This is a genomic window from Marinobacter sp. THAF197a, assembly GCF_009363275.1.
Taxonomy (GTDB): Bacteria; Pseudomonadota; Gammaproteobacteria; order Pseudomonadales; family Oleiphilaceae; genus Marinobacter.
Map to the genome: position 1 here is coordinate 3,506,015 of NZ_CP045324.1, position 24,382 is coordinate 3,530,396.

At 54.1% G+C, this 24,382-nt stretch carries 22 protein-coding genes; 5 read left to right on the top strand and 17 right to left on the bottom strand.

The window, feature by feature from the left end:
• Positions 1 to 84 precede the first annotated feature (84 nt).
• Complete coding sequence (locus FIV08_RS16295) at positions 85 to 927, top strand: hypothetical protein (protein ID WP_152439090.1); 843 nt, start codon at positions 85 to 87, stop codon at positions 925 to 927.
• Complete coding sequence (locus FIV08_RS16300) at positions 924 to 1,361, top strand: hypothetical protein (RefSeq protein WP_152439091.1); 438 nt, start codon at positions 924 to 926, stop codon at positions 1,359 to 1,361. The genes FIV08_RS16295 and FIV08_RS16300 overlap by 4 nt, the downstream gene beginning before the upstream one ends.
• Before the next feature lie 100 nt (positions 1,362 to 1,461).
• Here FIV08_RS16300 and FIV08_RS16305 read toward each other — a convergent pair whose 3' ends face one another.
• The 5 genes from FIV08_RS16305 to FIV08_RS19995 all read right to left on the bottom strand — a co-directional run bounded on the left by FIV08_RS16305 (position 1,462) and on the right by FIV08_RS19995 (position 7,015).
• The gene (locus tag FIV08_RS16305; RefSeq protein WP_152439092.1) at positions 1,462 to 2,391 is read right to left on the bottom strand and encodes a hypothetical protein; all 930 of its coding nucleotides are present in this window, start codon (positions 2,389 to 2,391) and stop codon (positions 1,462 to 1,464) included.
• Entirely contained in the window at positions 2,388 to 4,724 is a 2,337-nt protein-coding gene (locus FIV08_RS16310; protein ID WP_152439093.1) for a sensor histidine kinase, read from the bottom strand. Before FIV08_RS16310 ends, FIV08_RS16305 begins: the two co-directional genes overlap by 4 nt.
• Before the next feature lie 22 nt (positions 4,725 to 4,746).
• A complete protein-coding gene (locus FIV08_RS16315) occupies positions 4,747 to 6,018 on the bottom strand; it encodes a DNA cytosine methyltransferase (RefSeq protein WP_152439094.1) in 1,272 nt (423 codons plus the stop codon).
• Positions 6,019 to 6,141: 123 nt separating this feature from the next.
• Positions 6,142 to 6,540: a very short patch repair endonuclease gene (locus FIV08_RS16320; protein WP_152439095.1), complete on the bottom strand. Its 399-nt coding sequence runs from the start codon at positions 6,538 to 6,540 to the stop codon at positions 6,142 to 6,144.
• A gap of 163 nt (positions 6,541 to 6,703) precedes the next feature.
• Positions 6,704 to 7,015 carry an HNH endonuclease gene (locus FIV08_RS19995; protein WP_416376897.1) on the bottom strand — a complete coding sequence of 104 codons (312 nt, stop codon included), beginning with the start codon at positions 7,013 to 7,015 and terminating at the stop codon, positions 6,704 to 6,706.
• A gap of 937 nt (positions 7,016 to 7,952) precedes the next feature.
• Here FIV08_RS19995 and FIV08_RS16330 point away from each other — a divergent pair.
• Complete coding sequence (locus tag FIV08_RS16330; protein WP_152439096.1) at positions 7,953 to 8,840, top strand: chemotaxis protein; 888 nt, start codon at positions 7,953 to 7,955, stop codon at positions 8,838 to 8,840.
• Here FIV08_RS16330 and FIV08_RS16335 read toward each other — a convergent pair.
• From FIV08_RS16335 to mqo, 5 genes are all read right to left on the bottom strand, one after another.
• Positions 8,837 to 9,700, bottom strand: coding sequence for a hypothetical protein (locus tag FIV08_RS16335; RefSeq protein WP_152439097.1), 864 nt, complete (start codon positions 9,698 to 9,700; stop codon positions 8,837 to 8,839). The genes FIV08_RS16330 and FIV08_RS16335 overlap by 4 nt on opposite strands.
• A gap of 44 nt (positions 9,701 to 9,744) precedes the next feature.
• Entirely contained in the window at positions 9,745 to 11,415 is a 1,671-nt protein-coding gene (locus FIV08_RS16340; protein ID WP_152439098.1) for an acetolactate synthase large subunit, read from the bottom strand.
• A 30-nt stretch (positions 11,416 to 11,445) separates the two neighbouring features.
• The gene (locus FIV08_RS16345; RefSeq protein ID WP_152439099.1) at positions 11,446 to 13,470 is read right to left on the bottom strand and encodes a hypothetical protein; all 2,025 of its coding nucleotides are present in this window, start codon (positions 13,468 to 13,470) and stop codon (positions 11,446 to 11,448) included.
• A gap of 52 nt (positions 13,471 to 13,522) precedes the next feature.
• A complete protein-coding gene (locus FIV08_RS16350) occupies positions 13,523 to 14,755 on the bottom strand; it encodes an ATP-grasp domain-containing protein (protein ID WP_152439100.1) in 1,233 nt (410 codons plus the stop codon).
• A gap of 151 nt (positions 14,756 to 14,906) precedes the next feature.
• A complete protein-coding gene (gene mqo, locus FIV08_RS16355) occupies positions 14,907 to 16,388 on the bottom strand; it encodes a malate dehydrogenase (quinone) (protein ID WP_152439101.1) in 1,482 nt (493 codons plus the stop codon).
• 404 nt (positions 16,389 to 16,792) lie between these two features.
• Between mqo and FIV08_RS16360 the strand changes: the two genes are divergently transcribed.
• Complete coding sequence (locus tag FIV08_RS16360) at positions 16,793 to 17,779, top strand: calcium/sodium antiporter (RefSeq protein ID WP_172972291.1); 987 nt, start codon at positions 16,793 to 16,795, stop codon at positions 17,777 to 17,779.
• A gap of 16 nt (positions 17,780 to 17,795) precedes the next feature.
• On the opposite strand, the gene FIV08_RS16365 is transcribed toward FIV08_RS16360, so the two are convergent.
• The 4 genes from FIV08_RS16365 to chrA all read right to left on the bottom strand — a co-directional run bounded on the left by FIV08_RS16365 (position 17,796) and on the right by chrA (position 21,038).
• Positions 17,796 to 18,560: a lysophospholipid acyltransferase family protein gene (locus FIV08_RS16365; protein WP_152439102.1), complete on the bottom strand. Its 765-nt coding sequence runs from the start codon at positions 18,558 to 18,560 to the stop codon at positions 17,796 to 17,798.
• A gap of 120 nt (positions 18,561 to 18,680) precedes the next feature.
• A complete protein-coding gene (gene msrB, locus FIV08_RS16370; RefSeq protein WP_152439103.1) occupies positions 18,681 to 19,106 on the bottom strand; it encodes a peptide-methionine (R)-S-oxide reductase MsrB in 426 nt (141 codons plus the stop codon).
• An 11-nt stretch (positions 19,107 to 19,117) separates the two neighbouring features.
• The gene (gene msrA, locus FIV08_RS16375) at positions 19,118 to 19,768 is read right to left on the bottom strand and encodes a peptide-methionine (S)-S-oxide reductase MsrA (protein WP_152439104.1); all 651 of its coding nucleotides are present in this window, start codon (positions 19,766 to 19,768) and stop codon (positions 19,118 to 19,120) included.
• A 91-nt stretch (positions 19,769 to 19,859) separates the two neighbouring features.
• Positions 19,860 to 21,038, bottom strand: a complete 1,179-nt coding sequence (gene chrA, locus FIV08_RS16380; RefSeq protein WP_152439105.1) for a chromate efflux transporter — start codon at positions 21,036 to 21,038, stop codon at positions 19,860 to 19,862.
• Between the two features lie 139 nt (positions 21,039 to 21,177).
• Here chrA and FIV08_RS16385 point away from each other — a divergent pair, with 139 nt between their 5' ends.
• Complete coding sequence (locus FIV08_RS16385) at positions 21,178 to 22,152, top strand: metallophosphoesterase (RefSeq protein ID WP_152439106.1); 975 nt, start codon at positions 21,178 to 21,180, stop codon at positions 22,150 to 22,152.
• 5 nt (positions 22,153 to 22,157) lie between these two features.
• Here the strand turns inward: FIV08_RS16385 and FIV08_RS16390 are convergent, their stop codons facing one another.
• The 3 genes from FIV08_RS16390 to FIV08_RS16400 are packed head-to-tail and all read right to left on the bottom strand — an operon-like array spanning position 22,158 to position 24,363.
• Positions 22,158 to 22,640, bottom strand: coding sequence for a CDP-archaeol synthase (locus FIV08_RS16390; protein ID WP_061330664.1), 483 nt, complete (start codon positions 22,638 to 22,640; stop codon positions 22,158 to 22,160).
• 25 nt (positions 22,641 to 22,665) lie between these two features.
• On the bottom strand, positions 22,666 to 24,042 hold the full coding sequence (locus tag FIV08_RS16395) for a class II fumarate hydratase (RefSeq protein WP_152439107.1): 1,377 nt from the start codon (positions 24,040 to 24,042) through the stop codon (positions 22,666 to 22,668).
• A gap of 33 nt (positions 24,043 to 24,075) precedes the next feature.
• Positions 24,076 to 24,363 carry a hypothetical protein gene (locus tag FIV08_RS16400; RefSeq protein WP_061330666.1) on the bottom strand — a complete coding sequence of 96 codons (288 nt, stop codon included), beginning with the start codon at positions 24,361 to 24,363 and terminating at the stop codon, positions 24,076 to 24,078.
• Positions 24,364 to 24,382: the final 19 nt, after the last annotated feature.

Sequence of the window (24,382 nt, forward strand, 5' to 3'; positions counted from 1 at the left end):
AAAGGGCTGGCCGTCGTAGTGTGTGGTGGCGGTTTCAGACAGAGCAAAAACACGGACACCCGTTTAGATAGACCGGAAACTATTGTGATTGACATTGACAGCCTAAACACCAGACAAAAATGGGGAAACAGATTAGTAAAACTGTCGACTTGGGTTTTGCCATTTGTCGGTGCAATATTATCAGTTTCCACTGATATATCAGCCAAAGAATATCCAATAGCGAATGGATTCATTAAAAACATTCAGAATCATGCCATATGGGGTTTCGTGGCATTTTTTATTCTCATATCTATTGGGAAAGCTATGCAACGCCCAGGTAACGTAACTTCCTGGAAAGCTATGCAGATGCATCTAGACGCGATGCAGAAGCTTGCCTGCCGTGAACAAGATGGGGATATAAACGACAACCATCGTGTAACTTTATTCAAATACAAAAAGTGGTGTTGGCGCAAATTCAGAAACTCACCGACAGCTTGGATAAAGTTAATAAAATCCGGACAACACCCAGGGAGTGGCTGGCTAGTCCCAGTGCTAAGATCCGGACAAACAAGCAAGAAAACGAAAACAGTATTCTGGGCTCCAGATGACGGCCGAGACGCGGAAGGCATAGCAGGGTACTGTTGGGCTTCAGATGGAGTTGAACTCGCAGAAAACCTACCAACCTTGAGCCCATCCTCAAGCGATCGTAACAAGACAAAGTACGCCGATAGGACTAGGATGTCGGAAGAGCTAGTTGAAGAATACCTACGCCGCAGAAGACCGCTACCAAGAAGCTTACTTGGTTTACCATTAAAAACATCAGCTTACAAAACTTGGGGAGTTATAGTAATCGACAGCAGCGTAGAAGAAGGCATCAACTTCAACGCAGCAGACCAGGCATTTAGAGCGATAGCAGCACCTGTAGGGGTGCTTCTGGAGGATTTATGAATACTCAATGGCTGAAAATCAATCCTTCTGAATTTGCTGAACGAGCCGAAAAAGGTAACCAAGGTAGAAAACGTTTCATCTCGCCGTATGATTTGCCTGAGGCCGTTCGCGCCTACGAAAGCCGCGATGGTAACCATATAGTTTTTGAGTTTCGTTATATTCCTATCAAAGAAAGTATATTGAAAAAAGAATTAAACGAAGACGTCAACTTCGAAATAGGCAAGGCATCAAAAAGGATCTACAAGATAACCGCCAGAAAGGAGGCCCTTGAAAAAGGACAAAGCAAGAACGAAGGTTCAGTCGAGAAAATGGAAAACGCATTAGAAAGCCTCATAAAAAGACAAAAAACAAAGGAACTTAATGTGGACGCGTATTCCGCTAACAAAAAAATAATACACCAGTTTAAGGGCCCACTAACAGAGGAGCTATCTTGAACGCTCAGTCAGCTACACGAAATTTAGGGAACAATAAATTGAAGAATTCTACCTAAAAACGAATCAAATAAACTCTATCTCCTATGAGATAAGAGGGCTGCTAATCGAAAGAGCCGTCAAAATGACCACGGTCAATGAGCTCAAGTAGCTGACGAGTAACCTTCAGATGTTTTCGAAGAGTTAACCGGCGATTCTTGAAAACCTCATCACAATATTCAACATCTCTGCCAACAAGTTTTGGTGGAAAAGCGTGAGGATCCTCACGAACATGAGCTAACAAGTTACGCTCTTTAACCAACTCATTTTGGAAACTTAAAATTTCTTCTTTCATCTGGGCTACCGTTTCGCACCCTTTTCTCCTTTTTAAAACACTTAAAACAACACTTATTCTTCCATATGATGTCAGATTATGGTCTATTAGAGCCTCCTCTAAATTCTCAAGGCTCTTAAAATACTCGACAGCTTTTCTCTGCGATTCATATGAACTCTCAACTTTCTCTTTCACCTTTTTCAGAATTAAATCATGAATTCCATGACGATCAGAGGCCGCCAAAAGAAATTCATTTAAAGCACCATCATAATCAGCCAAAGCAGCCATCACAAGGCCACGCATATTGTTTAGGTCTTGAACTTTTTTAACTGTGGTCTGAATAACATTCATAACCTCCGTTTCAAAATCGTCCCTATCAATACAATACACCCCATCTACATGACTACCGTCCTCAATCATTTTTTTCCTGACGGCTTGCGGTCCTGATGAAGAATAAAAAACCACCTCTGTAAAAACGCCATGAGCTCTGAAATCAGCTATAATATCATGACCTTTACTTCCGTTATCTAACTTGAGATCGACAGCAATAAGATCAAACCGCCTATCTTGGATCAAATCCTTTACATTTGAGGAGTCTAGCTCTCGCTTCACAACCAGATCAAAACCAATGTCATCAAGTTCGCCATGAAGAATACGTTCATGGACATTGAACCAGCGATCATTATCCTCAAACCACAATATATTATACTTTAAGTTCATTTGGTAAACCTTAACACAAGCTTGAAACCATCATCTTCTAATCGCTCCACGCTTGCAGCTCCGCCAAGCTGCTCCATAGTCTGCCTGACATAATAGAGCCCCAGCCCAGAACCATCTGTAGTGGTGAACCCTTTGTTAAATATCGAATCAATATTGCCAGAGAAGCCTCTGAAGCCATGCCCTTTGTCCGTAAATTCTACGTTAAGAGTTCTTGGGGCATCACGACTGATTACCACGTTAACAACACGAGAGCCCGCTTTCCGAGCATTATTAACTATATTATCACAAACAATACCAACCTCTATCGGCTTAAAAGTTTTATTAAACTCCCCAGCCTGATTGTTAACACTGACTTGCACTCCGTCCGCGGAAAACGCAGGACATACCTCAGACAAGTATTGCTCCATATACCCTGCAAGATCTGCTTCTATGTGTTGAGCGTCAAGAGTAAAATTTGCCCTCGTAGCAAATTTCGTGATCGTATCAATCTGGTTACTAACCACGTCTATATTTTCCAGCCAATCTAGAAGCTCCTCCCGATCAATTTCTCGAGGCTTATTGATTATCTTTCTCAACTGCTTAACACACGATTTAATGGTACTGGAACCAATCCTAATCTCATGATGAAAAGATAAAAGTCGATCCTCATCCAGCGTTGAAAGAGAACGTAAGAAAAGAACTTCTTTCTCTTTTTGATCAAGCGCTTGCTTAATCTCAACTGACTGCTCTTCAGCGTACTTTCGTTTACGCTCTGACTCTTGAAACGCCTTCTCTGTTTTCTCTGCGTACTCAAGCGCATCAGCTTCAGCACGCCGCATCTCCTCAAACTGCTTTTCCGCTCGCTCGATTCTCTCAAGCAACTCTGTGTCACCGGATACTTGAGCAATATTCCGGAGTTTTCCAAGGGAAGGTCGGTACTGCTCTGACTTTTGGTCCAGAATATCGAAAAACCTTGGTGAATAAGACAGAACCTCTACATCTCTGGATCCAATTATCTTAGAAACGACATCAATTACTCTCGACCTGCCGGCATCCCTTAAAACCCGGCTTGGATCAGAGACATCTTTATCAAACTTGTCGGCCCATGTAACACCGACAACATATTTTTCTAGGCGCTTGATACAGTATTCCCAAACACACTCATGCATATCTTGAACAGCTGGAGTTTCAACTAATCCTCCATTACGACTGGATACTTCCCTAAAGTCCTTCTCATTTCCAACAACATCGACCCGACCAATGATGTCACGGGTACCAAGATAACGTGATTGGCCTTGTTGTTTTCTCCGGTCTAGGCCCCAAGTATCATCAACCTCCTCACCAATTGGATATACCCTAAAGCCATTCCTAAATAAAAATAAGGACCCAAAACGAACTGAAGGTATACCGACTCTAAGAGCAAATGTTTGCTTTGCGGCTCGGTTTAAGTAGTAAATGTTGCAACTAAAATCACTACCTAGAAGGGAAGGGAAAGGCATCTCCTCTCGGATATGAAAAACAACCTCACCACGATCAACAAGTTCAGTATCTAGCCATTTACCTTCAATCAAGTTCACGGCTATACGCGTTGTTTTTTCTGTCAGCGTTTTAAATACAAAATTGCTGATTGGGCCATTGATCACTCCTTTTTTCGGGTCAAACGAATCTTGCGCATCCGGACTTTCCGCTAGACGTTTCTCATCCTGCTCTAAATACTGTGGAGCATACAAATAAATTGTGAACTTAGACTGATCAGAAAATGGGTTGATTAGCTTTGCCAGTTCTCTCTTAAGCTTAATAAGCTTCGCATCGCTCCATTCCCCCCTTGGATGCTTTATTTGGAGAACAGTGCCGTGTTCACCGAGGGAAAGAGGAGTTGGAACAAGCTTAGGATGTATTTCTTCGTATCCGACAGGGATCTCGACAAAATGCTTCTTAGAGCTCTTCTCAAAATGCTCCCAATTTACATCTAGTCGACTAACAAGATCCTCCCCAGCCTTACGCGTAAAAATAGTCAGGTTTTGACCGAGACGATCTGCTGAGAACCGCCCAACCCCTTTACTCCCCGCGTATGGTTTTAAATCTCCTTGATCTTCCGTCCCGTCACTCTTGGCAGAATAAGCTACAAATAGCCACTTATCTTTGATGTCGGCATAGGACATCCCCTTACCATCATCCCTGATTATGATTCCTTCATCAGTGAACTCGACATCAACCCTAGTAGCGCCAGCATCGTAGGAATTCTTTACAAGTTCGAATACAGCAACGAAATCGTCAGTAATTAGATCCTGGCCAATTACCGATTTTAGGTAGGAGCTAACAGTGAAGTTAAGTTCTTTTGGCTTTTGAGACATAAATATCCATGCAGATCAAGCATTATGCTACGTCTTCCTCATTGAGGAGAATCCCTAGATCATCGAAGTAGCTTTTCAACATTTCCGCTAAAGCGTTAGCCAATAATGGTGGAACCGCGTTTCCAATTTGAGTGTAACGTGGACACGTCACTTTACGACGCTTACCGCCTGTTGTATACGGCCCACAAAATGCAAACCAATCTGGAAAGGACTGTATTCGAGCCATCTCCCTGGCTGTAAGGATTCGGGGCTCATTGTAGTGAAGGATATCATCCGGCAATGTGGTAACAGTCGCCGACGGTCGATTGGGATCAAGCGGCGTTATTGCATGTTTCTTGATGCCATAGCGTTCTCGATCCTCCAAACTTAGGCTTACCCCCCTCCGGCACTCCCTCAATATGGCAGAAAACCTATCGATAATTTCAGTGCGGTGCCTGGGAAGCCTGAGGCAGTTGGGCATATGGCCACCACCACTGCCTTTCCTCATTAACCTTGTGAATGATGAAGACTGCTTACTTCCTGAGTTGTAATCAATTTGTTTGAACCCCTTTATTGAGCTATCCGTAGCGTCAATCAACTCCTTACCGCTAGTCTCCAAGTCACAAATAGCTTGCCGAACAGTTACCGGCTTGGTTGTAGGAAGCCCCTTAGACTTTAAAAAACCAAATCGGCGGTTTTTGAGTCGTACAAATGGGTTTTCGTGAATATCCAGATCGGTGCGACATGCAATTAGAATAAACCTTGGGCGGAGTTGGGGGACGCCAAACTCCGCACTTTTAACCACCTCAAACTCAACGTCGTACCCTATTCCTTGAAGCCGCTCCTTCACAATTTTGGAATACGGTTCGGAAAGCCCCTTTCCATTCGCTTTTGAAAACGGAGAATTAAAGCCCCTTACATTTTCCATGAGAAGGAATTTAGGCCTTACAAGGTCTACAACCTCTATGTATTTCTCAGCAAGGCGGTTTCTGGGGTCGTTGGGATCGCGTTTTCCTGCAGGAGAAAAGCCCTGGCATGGAGGGCCACCAGCAATGAGATCAACCTTGCCCCCGAGTGCCGCTAGATCATCGCGGTGTTGTTGCAGGAATACTTCGATGTCGTGATCAGTCTTAGGCAACCAATCTGGCCAGTCATACTCGAATCGAGTGCCATCCACCAAATTGTGACAAAGTGTTGAGAAGGCATCAGGACTGCGCTCTATGGCGAAAAGTCCCTTCCAGCCCGCCTGGAGCAATCCTAAAGAAAGGCCGCCGCAACCGGCGAAAAGGTCTATGAATACAGGCTTATTAGACATGGGCCTTCCTTGGAAGCGGAATTTCAGTAATTTGCACGTATTCTACAGATTTCTAACGAATTGCTCAGGACCTTTTGCGCAAAATCATTTAGCATACCAGCAAACTAAAGGTGTGGCCCTGGATCACAGAGCCAAAAGCTCCCTGAGCGCATGGGTTAGAGCCTCAGGATCTAATGTTTGGCACTCCCAGATGGCTTCTACCCTCCATCCACCTTCTTCCAGAGCGATCTGATTTTTCTTATCCCTCAATCGGTTAGCGTCAAACTTTGCCTTCCAGAAATCCTCACGGGTCTTTGGTCTGGATGCGAGATAACACCCAGAGTGTTGGTGCCAAAAACAACCATGTACAAAGATCACCAGTTTGTACTTGGGAAGTACAACATCCGGTTTCCCCGGTAGATCCTTACGATGAATTCGGAACCGGTATCCCAGGGCGTGGAGGGCCTTCCTAACCCGAATTTCAGGGCGGGTATTGGCGGGTTTATTGGCTTGCATTATTTTTCTGCGATTTTCGGAGGTCATTTTTCCCAGCTTTTCGCATTAGAAAAAGTCTGTTATAGGAATACACCACAATGGGATGAAAAATGAACTGCCTTGAACTCACAATCGGTTTCCTGACTCTATCCTGCATGCTCCTGATAATCGGTCCGGTCAAAATAAGCATCTCGGTTAATATACGACTAGGCTAGGTTTGGAAGGGAGGCTTAGGCCTCCCTTCCAAAGCGGATTTCAGTTCTGAGACGGAATAAGGAGGATTTCGTCGATGCAACATCGCATGGCAATTCGGGCACATCGGAACCAAGTCCTCTATGGGATCGACGGTATATTCCTCGCCTAGCCTACTGACGGGGACAGTGTGATGAACGTGAATGAACCCCCTCCCGATTTCTCCATACCTTGCCTCGAACTCCAGGGCACAAACCGTGCAACGGGGACCATAGTGTTGGATACAGGCGTCCCTGGCATTGCGGTCACGTTCATACCGGTTCACTAGCACCTGGGTACGCTGGCCTTCCCTGTAGCTCGCACCGGGGAGTATTCATGAGTGAACACAGGAGCCTAGTCGGTGCTATCGGAACCAAATATCCAATCGCCCCTCGCTGGGCGCTGTATTTGAGTATGGGGTATTGGAGTACCTACACCCGCATAGGTAAAGGGAGCCCGGTCTTGCTCCCTGTAGAAGATAAAAACCCGGTACTCGCCTGAGACCAGGTTTTGGATAGCAGGCCGCGAGAAGTGAGATTGGTTCTTCCCATGCCAAATTAGCTTCTCACCTTCCCAGTAGTTGTCATAGTCGTGCCCAGTCCTTCCAGAAACACCGACATTGCAGAAGATGTAATAATCGGAACCGTGACGGTGGTAACCGTTAAGCCAGTCACCACCCCTTTGTTCAGGTGACAGGCCGAGGATGTCGTAGAGGTCGTTTCAGATGTATGTGGAGCCGACGGTATACATTTGAGCCTTCAATTTGGTGTGTAGGCCCAATAAACCTTAGCCTCCCTGTAGTGTCAACAAAGTGTCCACGGGATTGTGTTTTTGTGTGTTCGTCAGTGGTGATCCACTTTCGAAAGCCGCGGTTTTTATGGGAATTGTGGTTTTCTGTGTTGCTTAAAGAAGGTGCGGCATCGGGTTCAATTCCCGCCGTCTCCACCAACTTCCAAGAGAAAAGCCCCTGATTCCAGGGGCTTTTTTCGTTCTGCCCCCCCATTTCTCTGAAGGTGTCCACAAAGTGTCAACGCAGCTGGGATTTTGAGTGGTTATGTGTGGAATGCCGTTTTTGCAGGCGGCTGATTTGTCGGCCCTGTCACCAATTGATACAAACCAGTGAAACCCTGCATCACAGCAAAGCTGCTACTATTGCTACAGATGAATTCCAACTTCTACAGAATGGCTCCTTACCGAAGGGGCTTTTGTGTTTGCAAGGATCCTTTTGTATGTCCAGCAAAGCGAAGCAGTCCCAGAAACTCCTACTGTTCCGCCTTTTCGGATCACGCCTTTTTGGTCTGGGTACGCTCAAGATTCGGGAAATCCTGCCCTTTCAACGTCTGACCAAGCTGCCCCACAGTCACCACGCGGTTATTGGCACTGCGACGTTCCGGGGTTCAGCGGTTCCTGTTATTGATATGTCGGCTGCCGTTGGTTATCCGGCACTGACAAAGGAAGAGCAGGCCAAGGGCTCCATCATCGTGACCGACATTCAGCGCCAGGAGATCGGCTTTCTGGTGCGCAGCGTTCAGCAGATTATCGAGACCGACTGGAAGAGTGTGATGCCGCCACCCAAGGCGCTGGGCACCAATGCCTTCATCACGGGGCTACTGGATGTGGAGGGCGACATCATTCAGCTGTTGGATGTGGAGCTGTTGCTGGCGAAGGTGTACCCGGAGTCCCTGGACGCCGGCGAGGTGGTGCTGTCAGATGTTCAGAGCGAAACCCTGCGGTCCCTGAACATTCTGCTGGTGGATGATTCACAGGTGGCCCGCAAGCAGCTCAGCGATGTGCTGGACAACAAGGACATTACCTACCATGTAACCACCAACGGTGACGATGCCCTGCAGGTGCTGCTCAGTCAGCATGAGCGCGGCACGCCGATCGACATTCTGGTCAGCGATATCGAGATGCCTGGGCTGGATGGCTACGAACTGACGTTCAATGTTCGCGACAATAACGCCCTGAAGCAGCCATACATCATCCTGCACACCTCGCTGAACAGTGAGATGAGCCTGAGCTACGCCAACCAGGTGGGTGCCAACGAGGCGCTCACCAAGTTTGATGCCGAGGAACTGATGGAGGCGATGCTCAGGGGGGCCGAGCAAGCCAGTTAAGGCCGAATGTCTTCGATGAAGGCTTCGGCGTCGGCCCGCATTTCGGCAAGCTTTTCGTTCAGCTCTTCCTGATGCCGGTTTAGCGTTTCCCGGCTGAGCCGGCTGAAGCGCTCAGCGGTTTCCGCAACGGTGCGGCTGGCGCTCGCCAGGGCTTCCATGGTGGGCTGGCTCAGTTCATCTGCCTGGCGCTCAAGATCCCGGGCGGCCTGTTCCATGATGGCCTGATCTTCGGCGGATTCAGGTTGACCATCCTTGAGTGCTTCGTCAAGCGAGCGCTCAAGGGCGCGCATGGATTCCTGCAATCGCCGGGCAAAATCCTCCATCGCGCTCTCAGCCCTTCGGCTCATCTCGTCAGAGTAGGTTTCCAGGTCTCTGGCTAACTGCGCCATTTTGTCTTCAAGCTCGCTACTTGAAGAGGAAAAGGTGTCACCGAGTCTCTGCCCCAACCGACTCAGTTCACCCATGATGTTACTGAATGGCGATGGGTTCAGTATGGCCTCTCCAGTGCGTTGATAGTCCACCAGCCACTGGCCCTGCTCCCGCACCAGATAGGTGGTCAGTTCCAGGCGCTCGCCGCCGGAGCGTTCCTCCGCCGGCAGCCGGGTGACAATCGTTGCCTCGCGCTCATCAATAACAACCCGGCCAAAGGAGGGAACGGCGTTGGCCCAGCTTCGTTGGTAGCCGTCAACGTCACGGGTGTCGTCCAGGGTGGAGAATCTCACCACGTCACCTGCGTGGTTGTCGGCCATGGCCTGCCAAAAAGCTGCGGCCACTTCCTGGGGCGTTTCAGGCTTGCTGCAGCCGGTTATCGCCAGCACAACGAGCGCCATCACAAATCCACGAACACCAAGACGAATCATTCATCAGCACCTTGCATACAATACTTTCTCGCATCATACACGCGTCACAGCCGACAGGTCAGTTCCGCCAGTTCCTCATCAAACACCCGGCGGTTCTCACTGTAATCCACCGGCACTTCCACCAGGTGGACACCGCCTTCGGCCAGGGCACTTTCCAGGGTGGGGCGAAGATCTTCTGTCCGGGTAACGCGGTGGCCTCTGGCGCCATACGATTGTGCATAGGTTACAAAGTCCGGGTTGCGGTAATCCAGACCATAATCGGCATAGCCTTCCTGTGCCTGCTTCCACTTGATCATGCCGTAGGCGCTGTCATTAATGATCAGTACCACCAGGTTAAGTTTGAGGCGAGCCGCGGTCTCCAGTTCCTGGCTGTTCATCATGAAACCACCATCACCGCAGACGGCCATCACTTTCAGGTGCGGGTAGAGCATCGCCGCCATCATGCCGCTGGGCAGGCCGGCCCCCATGGATGCCAGGGCGTTGTCCAGCAGCACCGTGTTGTTGTCGTAGGCCGGGTAGTTGCGGGCAAACCACAGCTTGTACATGCCATTGTCCAGAGCAATGATGCCGTCGTCCGGCATCACCTGGCGCACATCGTGGACAATCCGCTGGGGGATCACCGGGAACCGGCCATCTTCCGCCCGTTCCTGAAGATGTGCATCCACGGCCTTTTTGACTTCCATCAGCCCGGAGAAGTCGTGGTTCGCACACTGGCCACAGTGCTCGGCCAGATACTCGACGCTGTTGGCGATATCGCCGACCACCTCATGCTGGGGAAAGTACACTGGGTCGACATCCGCAGCACTGAAATTCACGTGGATGACTTTTTTGCCGCCGGGGGTCATAAAAAATGGCGGCTTTTCTACCACATCGTGGCCCACGTTGATCACCAGGTCCGCCCGGTCTATGGCGCAGTGCACAAAGTCACCTGCAGACAGCGCAGCGTTGCCCAGGTATCCGGGGTGGCGTTCGTCGACCACGCCCTTGCCCATCTGGGTGGTGAAGAAGGGAATGCCGGTTACGTTCACCAGGTGCAGCAAAGCCTGGGATACCCGTTTGCGGTTGGCGCCGGCACCGATCATGATCAGTGGGTGTCTTGCCTCGCGCAGCATGTCGCAGGCCATTTCCAGGCTCTTCCGGCTGGCCGAGGGCCGGCGGGCGTCACTGGGCTGGAAGATGTGGGTGTCGCGGGCCGGTTGCTCCGCGGCGATGTCCTCGGGTAACTCGAGATGAACGGCCCCTGGGCGCTCTTCAGAAGCAAGACGGAAGGCCTCCCGGACTTTCGCGGGAATGGTATTGGCATTGCTGATCTGCCGGGTGTACTTGGTCAGGGGGCGCATCAAGTCCACCACGTCCAGAATCTGGAACAGGCCCTGTTTCGAGGATTTGATCGGCTTCTGCCCTGAGATCATCATCATTGGCATGCCACCCAACTGGGCATAAGCAGCGGCGGTCACCAGGTTAGTGGCGCCTGGGCCAAGTGTGGACAGGCAAACGCCCACTTGCCCGGTAAGCCGCCCGTAGGTGGCCGCCATAAAGCCTGCGGCCTGTTCATGGCGGTTGAGCACCAGTTCGATGCTGGAGTTCCTGAGGGCATCCAGAAAGGCCAGGTTTTCCTCACCTGGCACGGCGAAAATGTACTTAACGCCCTCGTTTTCCAGCGCGCGGATGAACAATTCAGCGCCATTACCGACGGGTTGTTGCTCTTTAGCCATGCTCGCCCTCGTGATCAATGAGTTTCTGGATCAATCGGTTCTCGGTGGTTCCGCTTGCAGGGTGTCTGCGGGCACCCGGTCTACTCCCCAACTACGGTACACTCCGTCTATTACGCGACCAAGCTCGTCGTCGTTCACTTCGGCAGGCTCACCGCGCTCCAGTGGGTCGTAATGGTAGATGTACAGGCGAGAAGTGAACTGCTCAAAAGGCAGAGAAGATTCCCCGAAGCGCTCACCAAAGCCAGAAGTGCTGACCTGCACACCGTCGCCCCAGTTCTGGCCGCTGTCGTTGTTCGGGTTAAAGAAATACACCCGCATCTCACTGTCCGGGTCCAGCGCAACCCGGAGAATGGTGATCGCATGCCAGCCAATAAAGCGGGCTGCGCTGTCGGTAACGGCGATACCGGCCGGCTGAGGGTGTATCAGCGGCTGGTTGCCGTTGTAATATGGGTGGTAGCTGGCGTAGAAATGGCGGATAAAGTCTTCCAGATCGATCAGGTTGCCAGTGGCCACATCCACATTAATGGCAAAACCCCGGCCGGCGGACCAGCCATGGAACTCCGGGTTGACCCATTTATGCGGGTCGCCCTCGCGATCGACACACAGCCGCCCCATCTCTGCATAGATCCGGTCCAGATGTGGCACCACGATCAGGGAGACAGGATCAAGGTCCAGAGTCACTTCCGCGGCCAAGCCACCAGCACTCTGCGCCGAAGACACGGGCCGCCCCTCAAAATGCATGACAATCTCATTGTCCCGGGCAGCCCAGGCCACCATTTGCAGCAGGTAATCCGGATCATTATAAGCCCACATGGACAAGGCCCGGGCAGACTGGCAGGTGGGGTTGTTACCCTGCCCTACCCCCAGTGGCTGGCCCAGCATGTTCAACACCCCCTGAATCAGCCAGGCGGAGGGATTAGGCTGATAGCCATAGGCAAACTGCAAACGTTCAAGGGCTTGCGGGCACAGTGTCAGCCGTACCTGGCGCCATAGCGCCGGTGCCACCGGGGGCTGATAAAGAATTCCCCTTTCCAGCAACAGGGCCAGGCCGTAAAGGCCCTGGGCGGTTTCTGGGAACAGGGATTCCTGGATCAGCGTGTGCACCAGATCCCGGTAACACAACAGACAGTCGCGCCCCGTACTGGACAGCCCCAACGCCTCGCTCAGCAGGGAATCCTTGCCCTCCAGAACATGGCGGATAAAAACGGCGTGGTAGGGAGAAACCAATCCCGTATCGTGCATTGAACGGGCAAACCCGGTCGCTTCGTTCTGCAAGGCAGCGCCATCCATGGAATCCAGACGCTGCTGGTAGATTGCAATGCCTGGGTCTTCGCCACACGCCCGCGTTGGCCCGTACAAGCTGGAAATCAGTCGGTCTGCCCCTCGGCCGGCCGTGCCGAGATCAACCGTCGGATCGGCCCGGCAAATGGCAATCTGGGTAATCATCCTTCGCACATCACTGACACGGATCGGCCGCTGCTCCAGTATGCGCCAGATTTCCTCAATCAGGCTGTCGATCACGTGCTCGTAACCGATGTGCCGGGCCACATACTGGACCAGTTCCTGTGCAATGATCGCCAGTTTGCCTTGCTCTCGCTCGGCTTCGCCGGTCATGCCGAACAGCAACCCCAGGTTAATGGCCAGCACCTGGGTCAGGTAATGATGCGCCTGCTCAGCTGACACGCTGGGGTGTTGGTATTCGCCGCGCGCCACAGCCAACAGGCGCAGCTCACTCAGCGCCTCGATCACCACCGTATCGGCATTCGGGCTTTGCAGGGAATAGGTGGTCAAAGAAGGCAGAAGAATGGAGGGGTCGGCCCAGTCGGTGCCCACAAAGACACCGGCCTCTTCCAATGGCCGGGAGCGGGCTTCAATCACCTCACAGCCTCCAGGCTGAAGTAGCACCCGTCGTGCAAGATCGAACAGTTTCGGGAGCTTGCCGGCCTTTGCAAAGGGCCGGCTCTCCTCAAGAGCCACAATGGACTCGTCCAGTTTTTGCACCAGCCTGTCGATGTTTACAGCTGACGCCTGGCTGGCCGGTTGGTGATCACTCAAACGAGGTTCCTCAGGGCCTGCATCAAACCCTTTCCGTTAATGCATACCTCGATTATACATAGAAATCGAGTTCTTCCTGATGTTTGAGCAGGTCCCGTAGAACATAAGGATCCTCACCGAAGAAATACACCAAGCCCCAATGGGTACCAAACGCAGTTCGCTTGGTCACCGTTTCCTCCACAGGCGGCGTCAGCTCATGGGATTCAAAGTAATCGTGGTTCTCGGTCTCTTCCGGGATCTCCAGGCGGCTGACCACACGGCGGCGCGGGTACACCCCGAAACAGCCGGCGTAGCCCTTGGCATCTACCACCTCTTTCGGGAAGAAAGACTTTATTTCCTCGTCGGTGGTTTTCGGGTCAAACGCCAGAATCAGTCCCTGATAGGCATTGAAGCCGTAAGCACGCTCAAGCAACTCGAACACTTTGAAGCCCGGCGGACGATACGCTACCTCACCGAAGTACATGGTGCCGTCGCTGGTTACAAAATACTCGGGATGGACAAAGCCGAAGTCGATATCAAAGGTTTTGATCAGTTTCTCAATTTCCGTGGTGATCTGTGCCCGGTATTTCTCCAGGTCCGGGGTGGCCGGAACGAACACGGAATAACCAAGAGTGACATATTCGGAAATATTGAGGAAACAGATCTTGCCATTATGGATCCAGGCCTCCACGGCAAACTCCCAGCCATCCAGGTGGGATTCCATCAACACCGGAAATTCTTCGTCAGGAATGGTGTCCACTTCATCCGGGGTACGAATAACCCGATGGCCCAGACACCCGGCCTTATCGAAGGCCTTGAGGTGGATTGGGTCGTTGGGATCGCCGTCCAGCTTCAGCAGGGTCTGGTTGACTCGCTTCAGGAAGCGAACCACATCTTCCCGGTCGTGGGCTTCCTCAAAGATACCAACACGAATGCCACCGAGCTGGGCGCGCCGCTTCATCAGGGCCTTGTCACGCAACAGCATGGCCTGCCCGAACAGTCTTGGATTAGCCATCAATACAGAATTAATGGCGCCGGCCCACTCTACGGTTTCTTCAAACAGGGGAATGGCAACATCTACCCCCATATCTTTTAGCGTCTGGGCGATCTCAAACGAACGATCGTTGAGGCGTTCAAAGTTCCAGGGAACGTAAGGAATGTTATGTTCCTGGCAGTAGGGTTCTGCCCAATCCGGAGCGACCACCACATAGCGGCGGTCAAATTTGTCCGCCGCTTCAACGGCATTCAGGCTCCAGCCCAGCAGGGCGACATACCCTTTGTCGGGATTATAGTTCTGTTCGGTCACAGCGCTCTCCTCGTCAGGGTTGTCTTCTTACACTGAACCGATTGACTGTAAACTGCAACTTTTCAGAACACCTCTGCCAGAACGAAAAACGGGCACCAGCTTGTCGCACAGTGCCCGCAGAACCACGAACCCGTTTAGCGGAAGTGTCCGCTCAGCCGAGTTTTAGGGTTGCCAGGGTTCGCTCCCGAACCCGATCGAGCAGTTGCTCGTCGTTCACCAGAGACTGTCCGTAGGAAGGGACCAGCTCTTTCATACGCCCCAGCCACTGTTCCGACTTCATTTTCTCAGGGAAACACCGCTCAAGTACGTTCAGCATGGCGTTGGCCGCTGTTGATGCTCCGGGGGAGGCGCCCAGCAATGCGGCCAGCGTGCCGTCTTTGGCGGCAACGATCTCGGTACCGAACTCCAGCTTGCCCCCGCCCTCAGGCGTTTGCTTAATGATCTGTACCCGCTGGCCCGCCATCTGCAGCTTCCAGTCATCTTCCCGGGCATCCGGGAAAAAATTGCGCAAAGATTCAACCCGGTCGCCATGGGACTGGAACACTTCACCAATGAGGTAACGCGTCAAATCCATATTGCTTTTGCTCACCGAGAGCATCGGACGAAGATTGGTCGCGCGAACGGAACCGAACAGATCAAACACCGAACCCTGCTTCAGGAAGCGGGTGGTAAAACCAGCGAACGGCCCGAACAGAAGTGCAGGTTCACCGTTGATGATCCGGGTATCCAGGTGCGGAACGGACATCGGCGGTGCGCCAATGGGCGCTTTGCCGTATACCTTGGAATCATGTTGCTCAACAATATCCGGCTTCTGGCACACCAGCCACTGGCCACTGACCGGGAAGCCGCCGTAACCGCGGGCTTCATCAATGCCGGATTTCTGCAACAGCGGCAGCGCACCGCCACCGGCACCCAGGAACACAAAGCCGGCTTCCAGCTTGGTCAGTTCGCCGGTTTTCTGGTTTTTCACCCGCAGTTTCCAGCGGCCATTGTCGCGCTGATCGATGTAGTGCACCGGGCTACTGAGCATCAACTCAAAGTTGGGCTGGGTTTCCAGCCATTTCACCATGCTTCGGGTCAGTGAACCGAAATCCACGTCAGAACCATGTTTGACCCGGGTCGCGGCCACACGCTGCATAGGGTCGCGATGCTTGACCACCAGCGGCATCCACTCGGACAGGTCGTCTGGGCTCTCGGTATATTCCATCTCGCGAAACAGATGGTGTTCTTTCAGGCGCTCGTAACGGCGCTTTAGGAAAGCGACGTCTTTCTCGCCCCAGACAAAGCTCTGGTGTGGCGTGCGGTTAATAAAAGTAGAAGGCTCTGGCAGAATGCCCTGCTCTACCAGGTACGACCAGAACTGCAGCGACACCTCAAACTGCGCATTGATTTGCAGCGCTCTGGCAATTTCAACGTCGCCATCTTCGGTTTCGGGGGTGTAGTTGAGTTCGCAGTAGCCGGCGTGCCCGGTACCTGCGTTATTCCATCCGTCTGTGCTTTCATGGGCAACGTGGTCTAAACGCTCCACCATGACGATATCCAGTGACGGGTCCAGCTGCCTGAGCATCATGCCGAGGGTTGCGCTCATGACGCCCCCACCGACCAGCACTACGTCTGCCTGTCTAACGGCCATTGGTTTTCACCCTAGCTAGTGTTGAGCCTGTTGCCACTCCACGATCAGCGAAAGCGGCCTGTCGGAAGCCAGCGGGGCGCGAGGTAGACGGCGCTGCTGTGTGCCTCCGGTCTGAAATTGGGCGCATTATCCCGATTTTTGCCGGAATAATAAATTGCGATTGTCAATCGATGTGTGTCGGGCTAACTATTATGGTTTGCCACGATTTTCGCGCGTTTTGTTAACAATATCAGCGCCACTTTAGTCTGATACCCCTTTCCTGATAGTGCGGATCAGTGCCGGAATCAAAAAGTTCGTCTCCGTCGGGGCTGACCTGAAACCTTGACTTGAGGTATCTTGTGCGCCACCTACTCCGCCGGCCGCCCAGTGCGGAGTTACACCACATTCTGATAGAGGTCTGATCTATGCTGATGGCAATCGCCGCCATTCTTGCCGGTCTTGTCTTGCTGGTCTGGAGCGCTGATAAATTCGTTGACGGCGCTGCCGCCACCGCCAAGCATCTGGGCATGCCGTCACTGCTGATTGGCATGGTGATTATTGGCTTTGGCACTTCAGCCCCGGAACTGGCGGTATCGGCCATGGCCGCTGTGGACGGCAATCCCGGCCTGGCCCTGGGGAACGGTTATGGTTCCAACATCACCAACATCGCCCTGATTGTGGGCCTGACTGCCCTTATTGCGCCTATTACCATGCATTCCCAGGTTATCCGCAAGGAACTGCCACTGCTGGTGGTATTGACCCTGATCGCCGGGGCCCAATTAATAGATGGTGAACTAACGCGACTGGATGGCTGGGTGTTACTGGGTGTTTTTGCGGCAGTAATGGGCTGGTCAATCTACCAGGGCATCAAGAACAAGGACGACCCGCTGGGCAACGCTGCCGACGCAGAGCTGATCGAACATCCCATGCCGCTAAAGCACGCCATCATCTGGCTGATCATCGGGCTGGTTCTGCTTATTGTCAGTTCCAGGTTGCTGGTTTGGGGAGCCGTCACCGTGGCCCAGACCCTTGGCGTCAGCGATCTGATTATCGGGCTGACCATTGTGGCCATTGGCACGTCGCTACCGGAACTGGCCTCGGCCATCGCAGCGGTACGCAAGAATGAACACGATCTGATACTGGGCAACATCCTTGGCTCGGGCATCTTCAACACCCTAGCGGTGGTTGGCCTGGCCGCTGCCATTCAGCCCTTGTCTGTGGATCCGGAAGTGCTTTACCGGGACTGGACCCTGATGCTGGCGCTCACCGTAGGCCTGCTGTTGATGGGCTTCGGCCTGACCGGCTGGCGCAAGCTGGTCTCGCGGGTGGATGGCGCATTACTGGTGACGGTTTACTTTGCGTACACCGGCTACCTTTTCTACACCGTGGTGGCCGCCAGCTCAGGTGGCTGACACAGGCAGGGCCCGGTTACTCAGGCTCTCCGTCACCCAACAATTGTTCCAGGCTCTGGCGTACATCTGACATGATCTGCGCCAGATCTTCCTTGCTTTTCCCCGCTGTATCAATGGGTGTCCCAACCCGCACGTCTACCGGCTGACCAAGATTGATCTGCAAGCTCCGGGCAGGTAGCACCTGGTGTATACCGCGAATGGCTATCGGCACAATCACCGCCTCAGTGTCCAGTGCCAGGTGAAAACAGCCCTTCTTGAATGGCAACAATGCACCATCCGGGGAGCGGGTGCCCTCCGGAGCCGCCCAGAGCACAATACCGTCTTCCATCATCTGTTTTGCCCGCTCCAGGTCCCGGACGGCGCGGGTGCGATTTGACCGGTCGATAGCGGGAAACTCCGCTGCCGCCATCGCCTGCCCCAGCAGGGGAATCCGGAAAAGTTCCTTCTTTGCCAGCATCCGGATGGAGCCTGGCAAAGACACAAAACTCACCGGAATATCGTAGTGGCTGGCATGGGTACTCATGATGATGTAGCGACGCCCGTCATTGAAGTCCGGAACCTCGCCCCGCACCGTCAGGCTTGCCCGAACCAGCTTCAACAACGCGGCAGACCACTCCCGGCAGTATTTGTCGACAATCGGCCGGTTCAGACGACCAAACAAAGCCCTCAGTAGCACCAGCAAAGAGTAGATGGCGGTAAGCCCCACCGAGCCCAGCACAACAGCAGCACGTCTGAGCAGGGTTGCAGACTCCGTCAGAGGGCTCAAGTTCAATCGTTTCATGCACACGTCCTTTCCGCTATGGGCCGGGCGCCGTGCCCCCGGAACAATAGGAAAGGATTATAGCGGTTCGATCGCCCCCTGAATAACCGCCAAAAGGAGAACAAGGAACATGACTGAGTGTTAGCCCTGCGCCTCAAACACCATGGCAATGGAATTCAGGCAATACCTCTGACCGGTGGGCGCCGGGCCGTCCGGGAACACATGCCCGAGATGACTGTCGCAGCGGGGGCAACGGATCTCGGTGCGGCTCATACCCAGGCTGTGATCTTCAAGGTAGCGAATATGCTCCGGGTCGAACGGCTGGAAAAAGCTTGGCCAGCCGGTACCGGAATCGAATTTGGCGTCCGAGCTGAACAACGGGAGATCACACAGCCGGCACAGGTAAACCCCGGCTTTTTTGTTATCCAGCAAGGTGCCACAGAACGGGTGCTCGGTGCCGTGATCCAGCAGTACCCGTTTTTCCTCAGCGGTCAATCCCGCTGCCCTTTCCTCAACCTCTGCTTTCGTCAGAGGGGTCAGGTCATAGCCTTTTGCCGATACTGTCATTGGGAAACTCCTCAGGCCAGGTCAGGATCATCGTCACTGAATTCAGGTTTCAGGTGGTCTGGCCAGGTGCTGACCAGCTTGGCCATCTTGGGTGCTGCCACCGCCAGAATGTAGGGCTGCCTGGGATTACGAGCCGCAAAATTCTGATGGTATGCCTCCGCAGGGTAGAACGCGGTGAGCGGCTCCAGTCGGGTGACAATCGGATCGGAATACACCCCGGCGGCATCAAGCTGGCGAATGTAGGCCTCAGCCACCTGCCTCTGATCATCCGTTTCGTAGAACACCGCTGAGCGATACTGGCTCCCAATATCGTTACCCTGGCGGTTCAGTTGGGTGGGGTCGTGAGCCACCGAAAAAAACACTCTTAGCAATTCGCCAAAGCTGACCTTCGCCGGGTCGTAGTGAACATCCACCACCTCCGCATGGCCGGTGGTCCCGCTGCAGACAGCCTCATAGTTGGCCGCTTCAGCCGCACCGCCGGCGTATCCGGATTCCGCACGGATGACACCGTCAATCGCCACCAACACCGCTTCAACACACCAGAAACAACCTCCAGCCAGAACAATTCGGGATTCACCCGCGGGCTCGTGCAGGTCTTTCTCAGGTGCCGGGAACCGGCCACGAGGCACGGTCAGTCCTGGAATGTTGCATGCGTCACTCATCAGATTGCTCCAGTGGGTTCTGTTTATTCGATTGTGGCGGTTCTGGTTCGGAATTCCAAACGGGGAGTTCACGCTGTTATACGTTCGGGTGTTACAAAAAGACCGCTCCAAGCAGCGCACTGGCAGGTGCCAGCAGCCATACCGGCACCCGAACGATGACCAGTGCCAGCCAGAACACCAATGCCAGAGCGAAATAGCCGGCACCGTGAATAGCCGACGTCCAGACCGGGTCGTACAGCGCTGCCAGGAGCAAGCCCACCACCCCGGCATTGACGCCCGCCAGTGCCGCTCGTGCTTTCTCATGCTCACGCAACCACTGCCATAACGGTAGACCGGCGAACACCAACAGGGTTCCAGGCAGAAATACCGCAACCACGGCAATCAGAACCCCCGCGATGCCACCCTCGGTACCCCCGAGAAACGCAGAGAAACTGAACAGCGGCCCCGGCACCGCCTGCGCGACACCGTAGCCAGCCAGGAAGGTATCGGCCGACATATTACCGGAGACCACAAACCCCTCCTGGAGCCATGGCAACACCACGTGACCGCCGCCAAATACCAGGGCGCCGGCGCGATAAAGCTCCGCACCGATCCAGGCCAGGGATCCCGTTACCTGGGGAACAAAGGACAGTGCCAGCAACACCAAAAACAGCAGGGCAAACATTCCCAGCTTTCGCGATTGCAACGGCACCTGCAAGGATTCTTGCTTATTTTGCGAGGGCAATCCCAATGCCGCTCCTGCAACGGCTGCCAACGCCAGAACCAGTACCTGCATCCACACGGCACCAGCCAACAGCAGAACAACCGCCACCAACATGGCAATGACGATGCGAGGCCGATCAGGGCACAGCGACTGCCCCATCTGCCAGACGGCCTGTGCCACCACCGCCACCACAAAAAGCTTGAGGCCGCTGACCCAGCCACCCTCACCCAGGTCCGGCCAGAGCGTAAGCCCGAAGGCAAACAGCGCCATGACCAGTACCGAGGGCAAGGTAAAACCCACCCAGGCCGCCAAGGCACCGCCATAATGCCCCCGAAGGAAACCGATGGTCAGCCCGACCTGGCTGGACGCGGGGCCCGGTAACAGCTGGCAAAGGGCCACTACCTCACCGTAGGCGCTGTCTGACAGCCACTTCCGGCGCTTGACAAACTCATCATGGAAATACGCCAGGTGAGCTGCCGGGCCACCAAAAGACGTCAGCCCCAGCCGCAGAAAGATCAGGAATACCTGCCAGCTGCCTAATCGCACCGGCTTGTCGGATTCAGTCATTACTCGTTGTCTCTCCTGGATTTGCGGTGCATCAGTAAAACATGAACATTGTGTCTATCCGGTTGCACTACCCCGCTGACCATCCATAATGAGTGAAGGAATCAAACATAAGATTCCGCTCGGCATCAGGACGATTCACATGACCGCAAGGGTTCGCGCACCAGAAGATCAGAACGAACTTCTCCAGTACCGACTCAGCCTTCGGCTTGGCCCGGTGCATGCCCGCCAGCGACTGGGCATCGAACAGGAAGCCGAGGCCCGGGTGTTCGGGCGCGATCGTCGCTCGTTCCACCTTGAGAATGTCGCCAACGCGCCAAGGCTGATTCGGTTTTGCCTGCAAGCCATTGGCTTGTTTGGCCGGGCCCGGGAGAACAGCCGCAAGCTGACCACTGCCCGGAACACTTTTACCCTGCCCGATTTGCCCGAGGCGTTCGAGGGTTTTCGCATCCTGCACCTGACCGACCTTCACGTTGATATGGATGAACAGAACCTGAATGCAGTGATCGATCAGATCACGCCTCTGGACTATGACCTGTGTGTATTGACCGGCGATTACCGGAAGCTCACCTGGGGGCCGATTGACGCAGCCCTTGAGGGCATGGCCCGCCTGCGCCAGGCCATCCGGGGCGATGCCTACGCGGTACTGGGCAACCACGACAGCGTGCGCATGGTACCTGCCCTCGAAGACATGGGCTACCGGCTGCTGATGAACGAAATGGCACCCATTGCCCGCGGAGCAAGCAAGCTCTACCTGTCCGGCGTGGACGATGCCCATTACTACAAGGTTCACAACCTGCACCGGGCCGGCGATGATATTCCTCCCGGCGGCATCAGCCTGCTGCTGAGCCACACGCCCGAGATCTGGCGGGAAGCTGCCCATGCCGGATACGACGTGTTTCTGTGCGGACACACCCACGGCGGACAACTTTGCTTGCCCGGGGGCGTTCCGGTCACCCTCGACTCCGACTGCCCTCGCCGGCTTGGCCGCGGTTTCTGGCAGGTTAACGGCATGCAAGGCTACACCTCGCCAGGCGCTGGCACATCTGTGCTGAATGTCCGCCTGAACTGCCCGCCGGAGGTTACCTTGCACACCTTGTCCCGGGGGCCGGGATAGCTTACTCAATGGGGCTGTTTGCGGATACCCAGACGATAAAGCACCGGAGAGAACAGCATATTGCTCAGCGCAAACAGCAGCGCCACGGCAACCGCTTCCCACAACGGCAAGGATAACCAGAGCCACGCCATGGCCATGGGTAGCAAGGCCTCGGGCAACTGGTCCAGCCATAATGCCCGGGCACTGGACGCTAGCCCCATCCGGCGTTTGATAAAACTGCTGACAAGGTCCCCCAGCAGGGCTAGCAAACCGAACAACGCGCCAAACAACCAGCCCAGCCCAACCCAGGCCGAAAACAGCAGACAAGACACCGTGCCCGCGACCAACCCTCGCCAGGTCTTGCTGGGGCCTAGCACCGGGCGACCATCCCGCCAAACCCGACCGCCATCCACAGGCCGGTTGCCGGTCTGATGCAACAGCCTGGCCACGACCACCGGGGAGCCATTGGCCAGAACCAGCATGACAAACAGCTCCAGGGACAGCAGCAAGAATGACTCCTCCGGTCTTGCCCGCTCAGGTCAACCCGCCACGGGTGAGCTTGAGCGGATCCATCAGTTTTTCCAGGTGTTGACGGCTGAGACCGCTGCGCTCCTCGGCCACATCAATCACCGGCCGACCAGTGCGGTAGGCTTCCTTGGCGATATCCGCCGCCAAGGTGTAGCCAATCTCTGGATTCAACGCCGTCACCAGTACCGGATTACGCCCGACACCGGCATTCAGATTATCGGCGTTCACCGTAAAGCCTTTCATCGCTTTGTCCGCGAGGATAGCGGAGGCCCCGGTTAACAGACCGATCATGTCCAGCAGGTTGCCCCCCACCAGAGGCAGCATCACATTGAGCTGAAAGTTTCCGGACTGGCCGGCAATGGCCACCGCATTGTCCAGCCCCATCACCTGGGCGCCCACCATGGAGACCGACTCCGGAATAACCGGGTTCACCTTGCCCGGCATGATGCTGCTGCCGGGCTGCAATGCCGGCAGGCTGATTTCTGCCAGCCCGTGAATCGGACCGCTGTTCATCCAGCGCAGATCGTTGGCAATTTTGGTGAGCACCACCGCCACACCCCGCAGTTGGCCTGACAGGGCGACAGGCGCATCCACAGCACTTTGACCAACAAACTTGTGCTCCATGGAACGGAACGGGTAGCCAGTGTTGCTGCGCAGGAACTTGATGAACTGACCAGAGAATTCAGACGCCGCATTCACACCGGTGCCCACTGCGGTGCCGCCCTGGGGCACATCCGCCAGTTCATCCATTGCCTGCTCAAGACGTTTCTCAGCCAGGGCCAGCTGTTCCCGCCAGGTCCGTAATTCCTGCCCCAGGGTCACCGGCATGGCGTCCATCAGGTGAGTACGACCGGTTTTGACCTGGGCATTCAGTTCCGCTTCCCGCTCGTAAATGACACCCCGAAGGTGCGACAGGGCCGGCAGCAATTGCTCTTTTACGGCCAAAAGCGAACTGACGTGTATAGCCGTTGGTATCACATCGTTGGAGCTCTGGCTCATATTAACGTGATCATTAGGGTGGACATCGACACCCTGTCTCCGGGCAATGGCCGCAATCACTTCGTTCACATTCATGTTGGTGCTGGTGCCGGAGCCGGTCTGATACCGATCCACCGGAAACTGGTCCGCGTGTTCGCCCTGGATCAGTTGATCACAGGCTTCGGCAATAGCGTCCCGCAAACGGGCATCCAGCAACCCCAAAGACGCGTTGGCCTGGGCTGCCGCCCACTTGATTTGCGCCACCGCCACAATGAACCGGGCCGGCATCGGCTGACCACTGACCGGAAAGTTATCGATGGCCCGTTGGGTTTGCGCGCCCCACAGGGCATTCGCGGGCACCTTCACGTCACCCAGGCTGTCTTTTTCCGTTCTGAACTCACTCATTGCGTCCTCCCTTTTTGCTTGCCAGGCGGGACACTAAGCCCCTCGGTCCTGCGATCTTAGCCTGACATGGTCGCAAATGCCGGTGACTTGCTCAAAATTGAGAATCAGTGTGTGGACGGTGTTGGTGTAGGTGTCATGCAGATGAAATTTGTAACGGCGCTGTTTCTCACCCTGCAGGAAGGCGTCGTATTCGCGGACAAGCTCCCGCACGTCCCCGCCTTCATCCTGGCTCCAAGTGGCATTGAAAGGGCCCAGCACGGCGCCGCCGGCCAGGCAAACGGTGACTTCATGGTTGGTAAGGGAATGCTCGGTGTGGCTCATGACGGTCTCCTGAATCAAG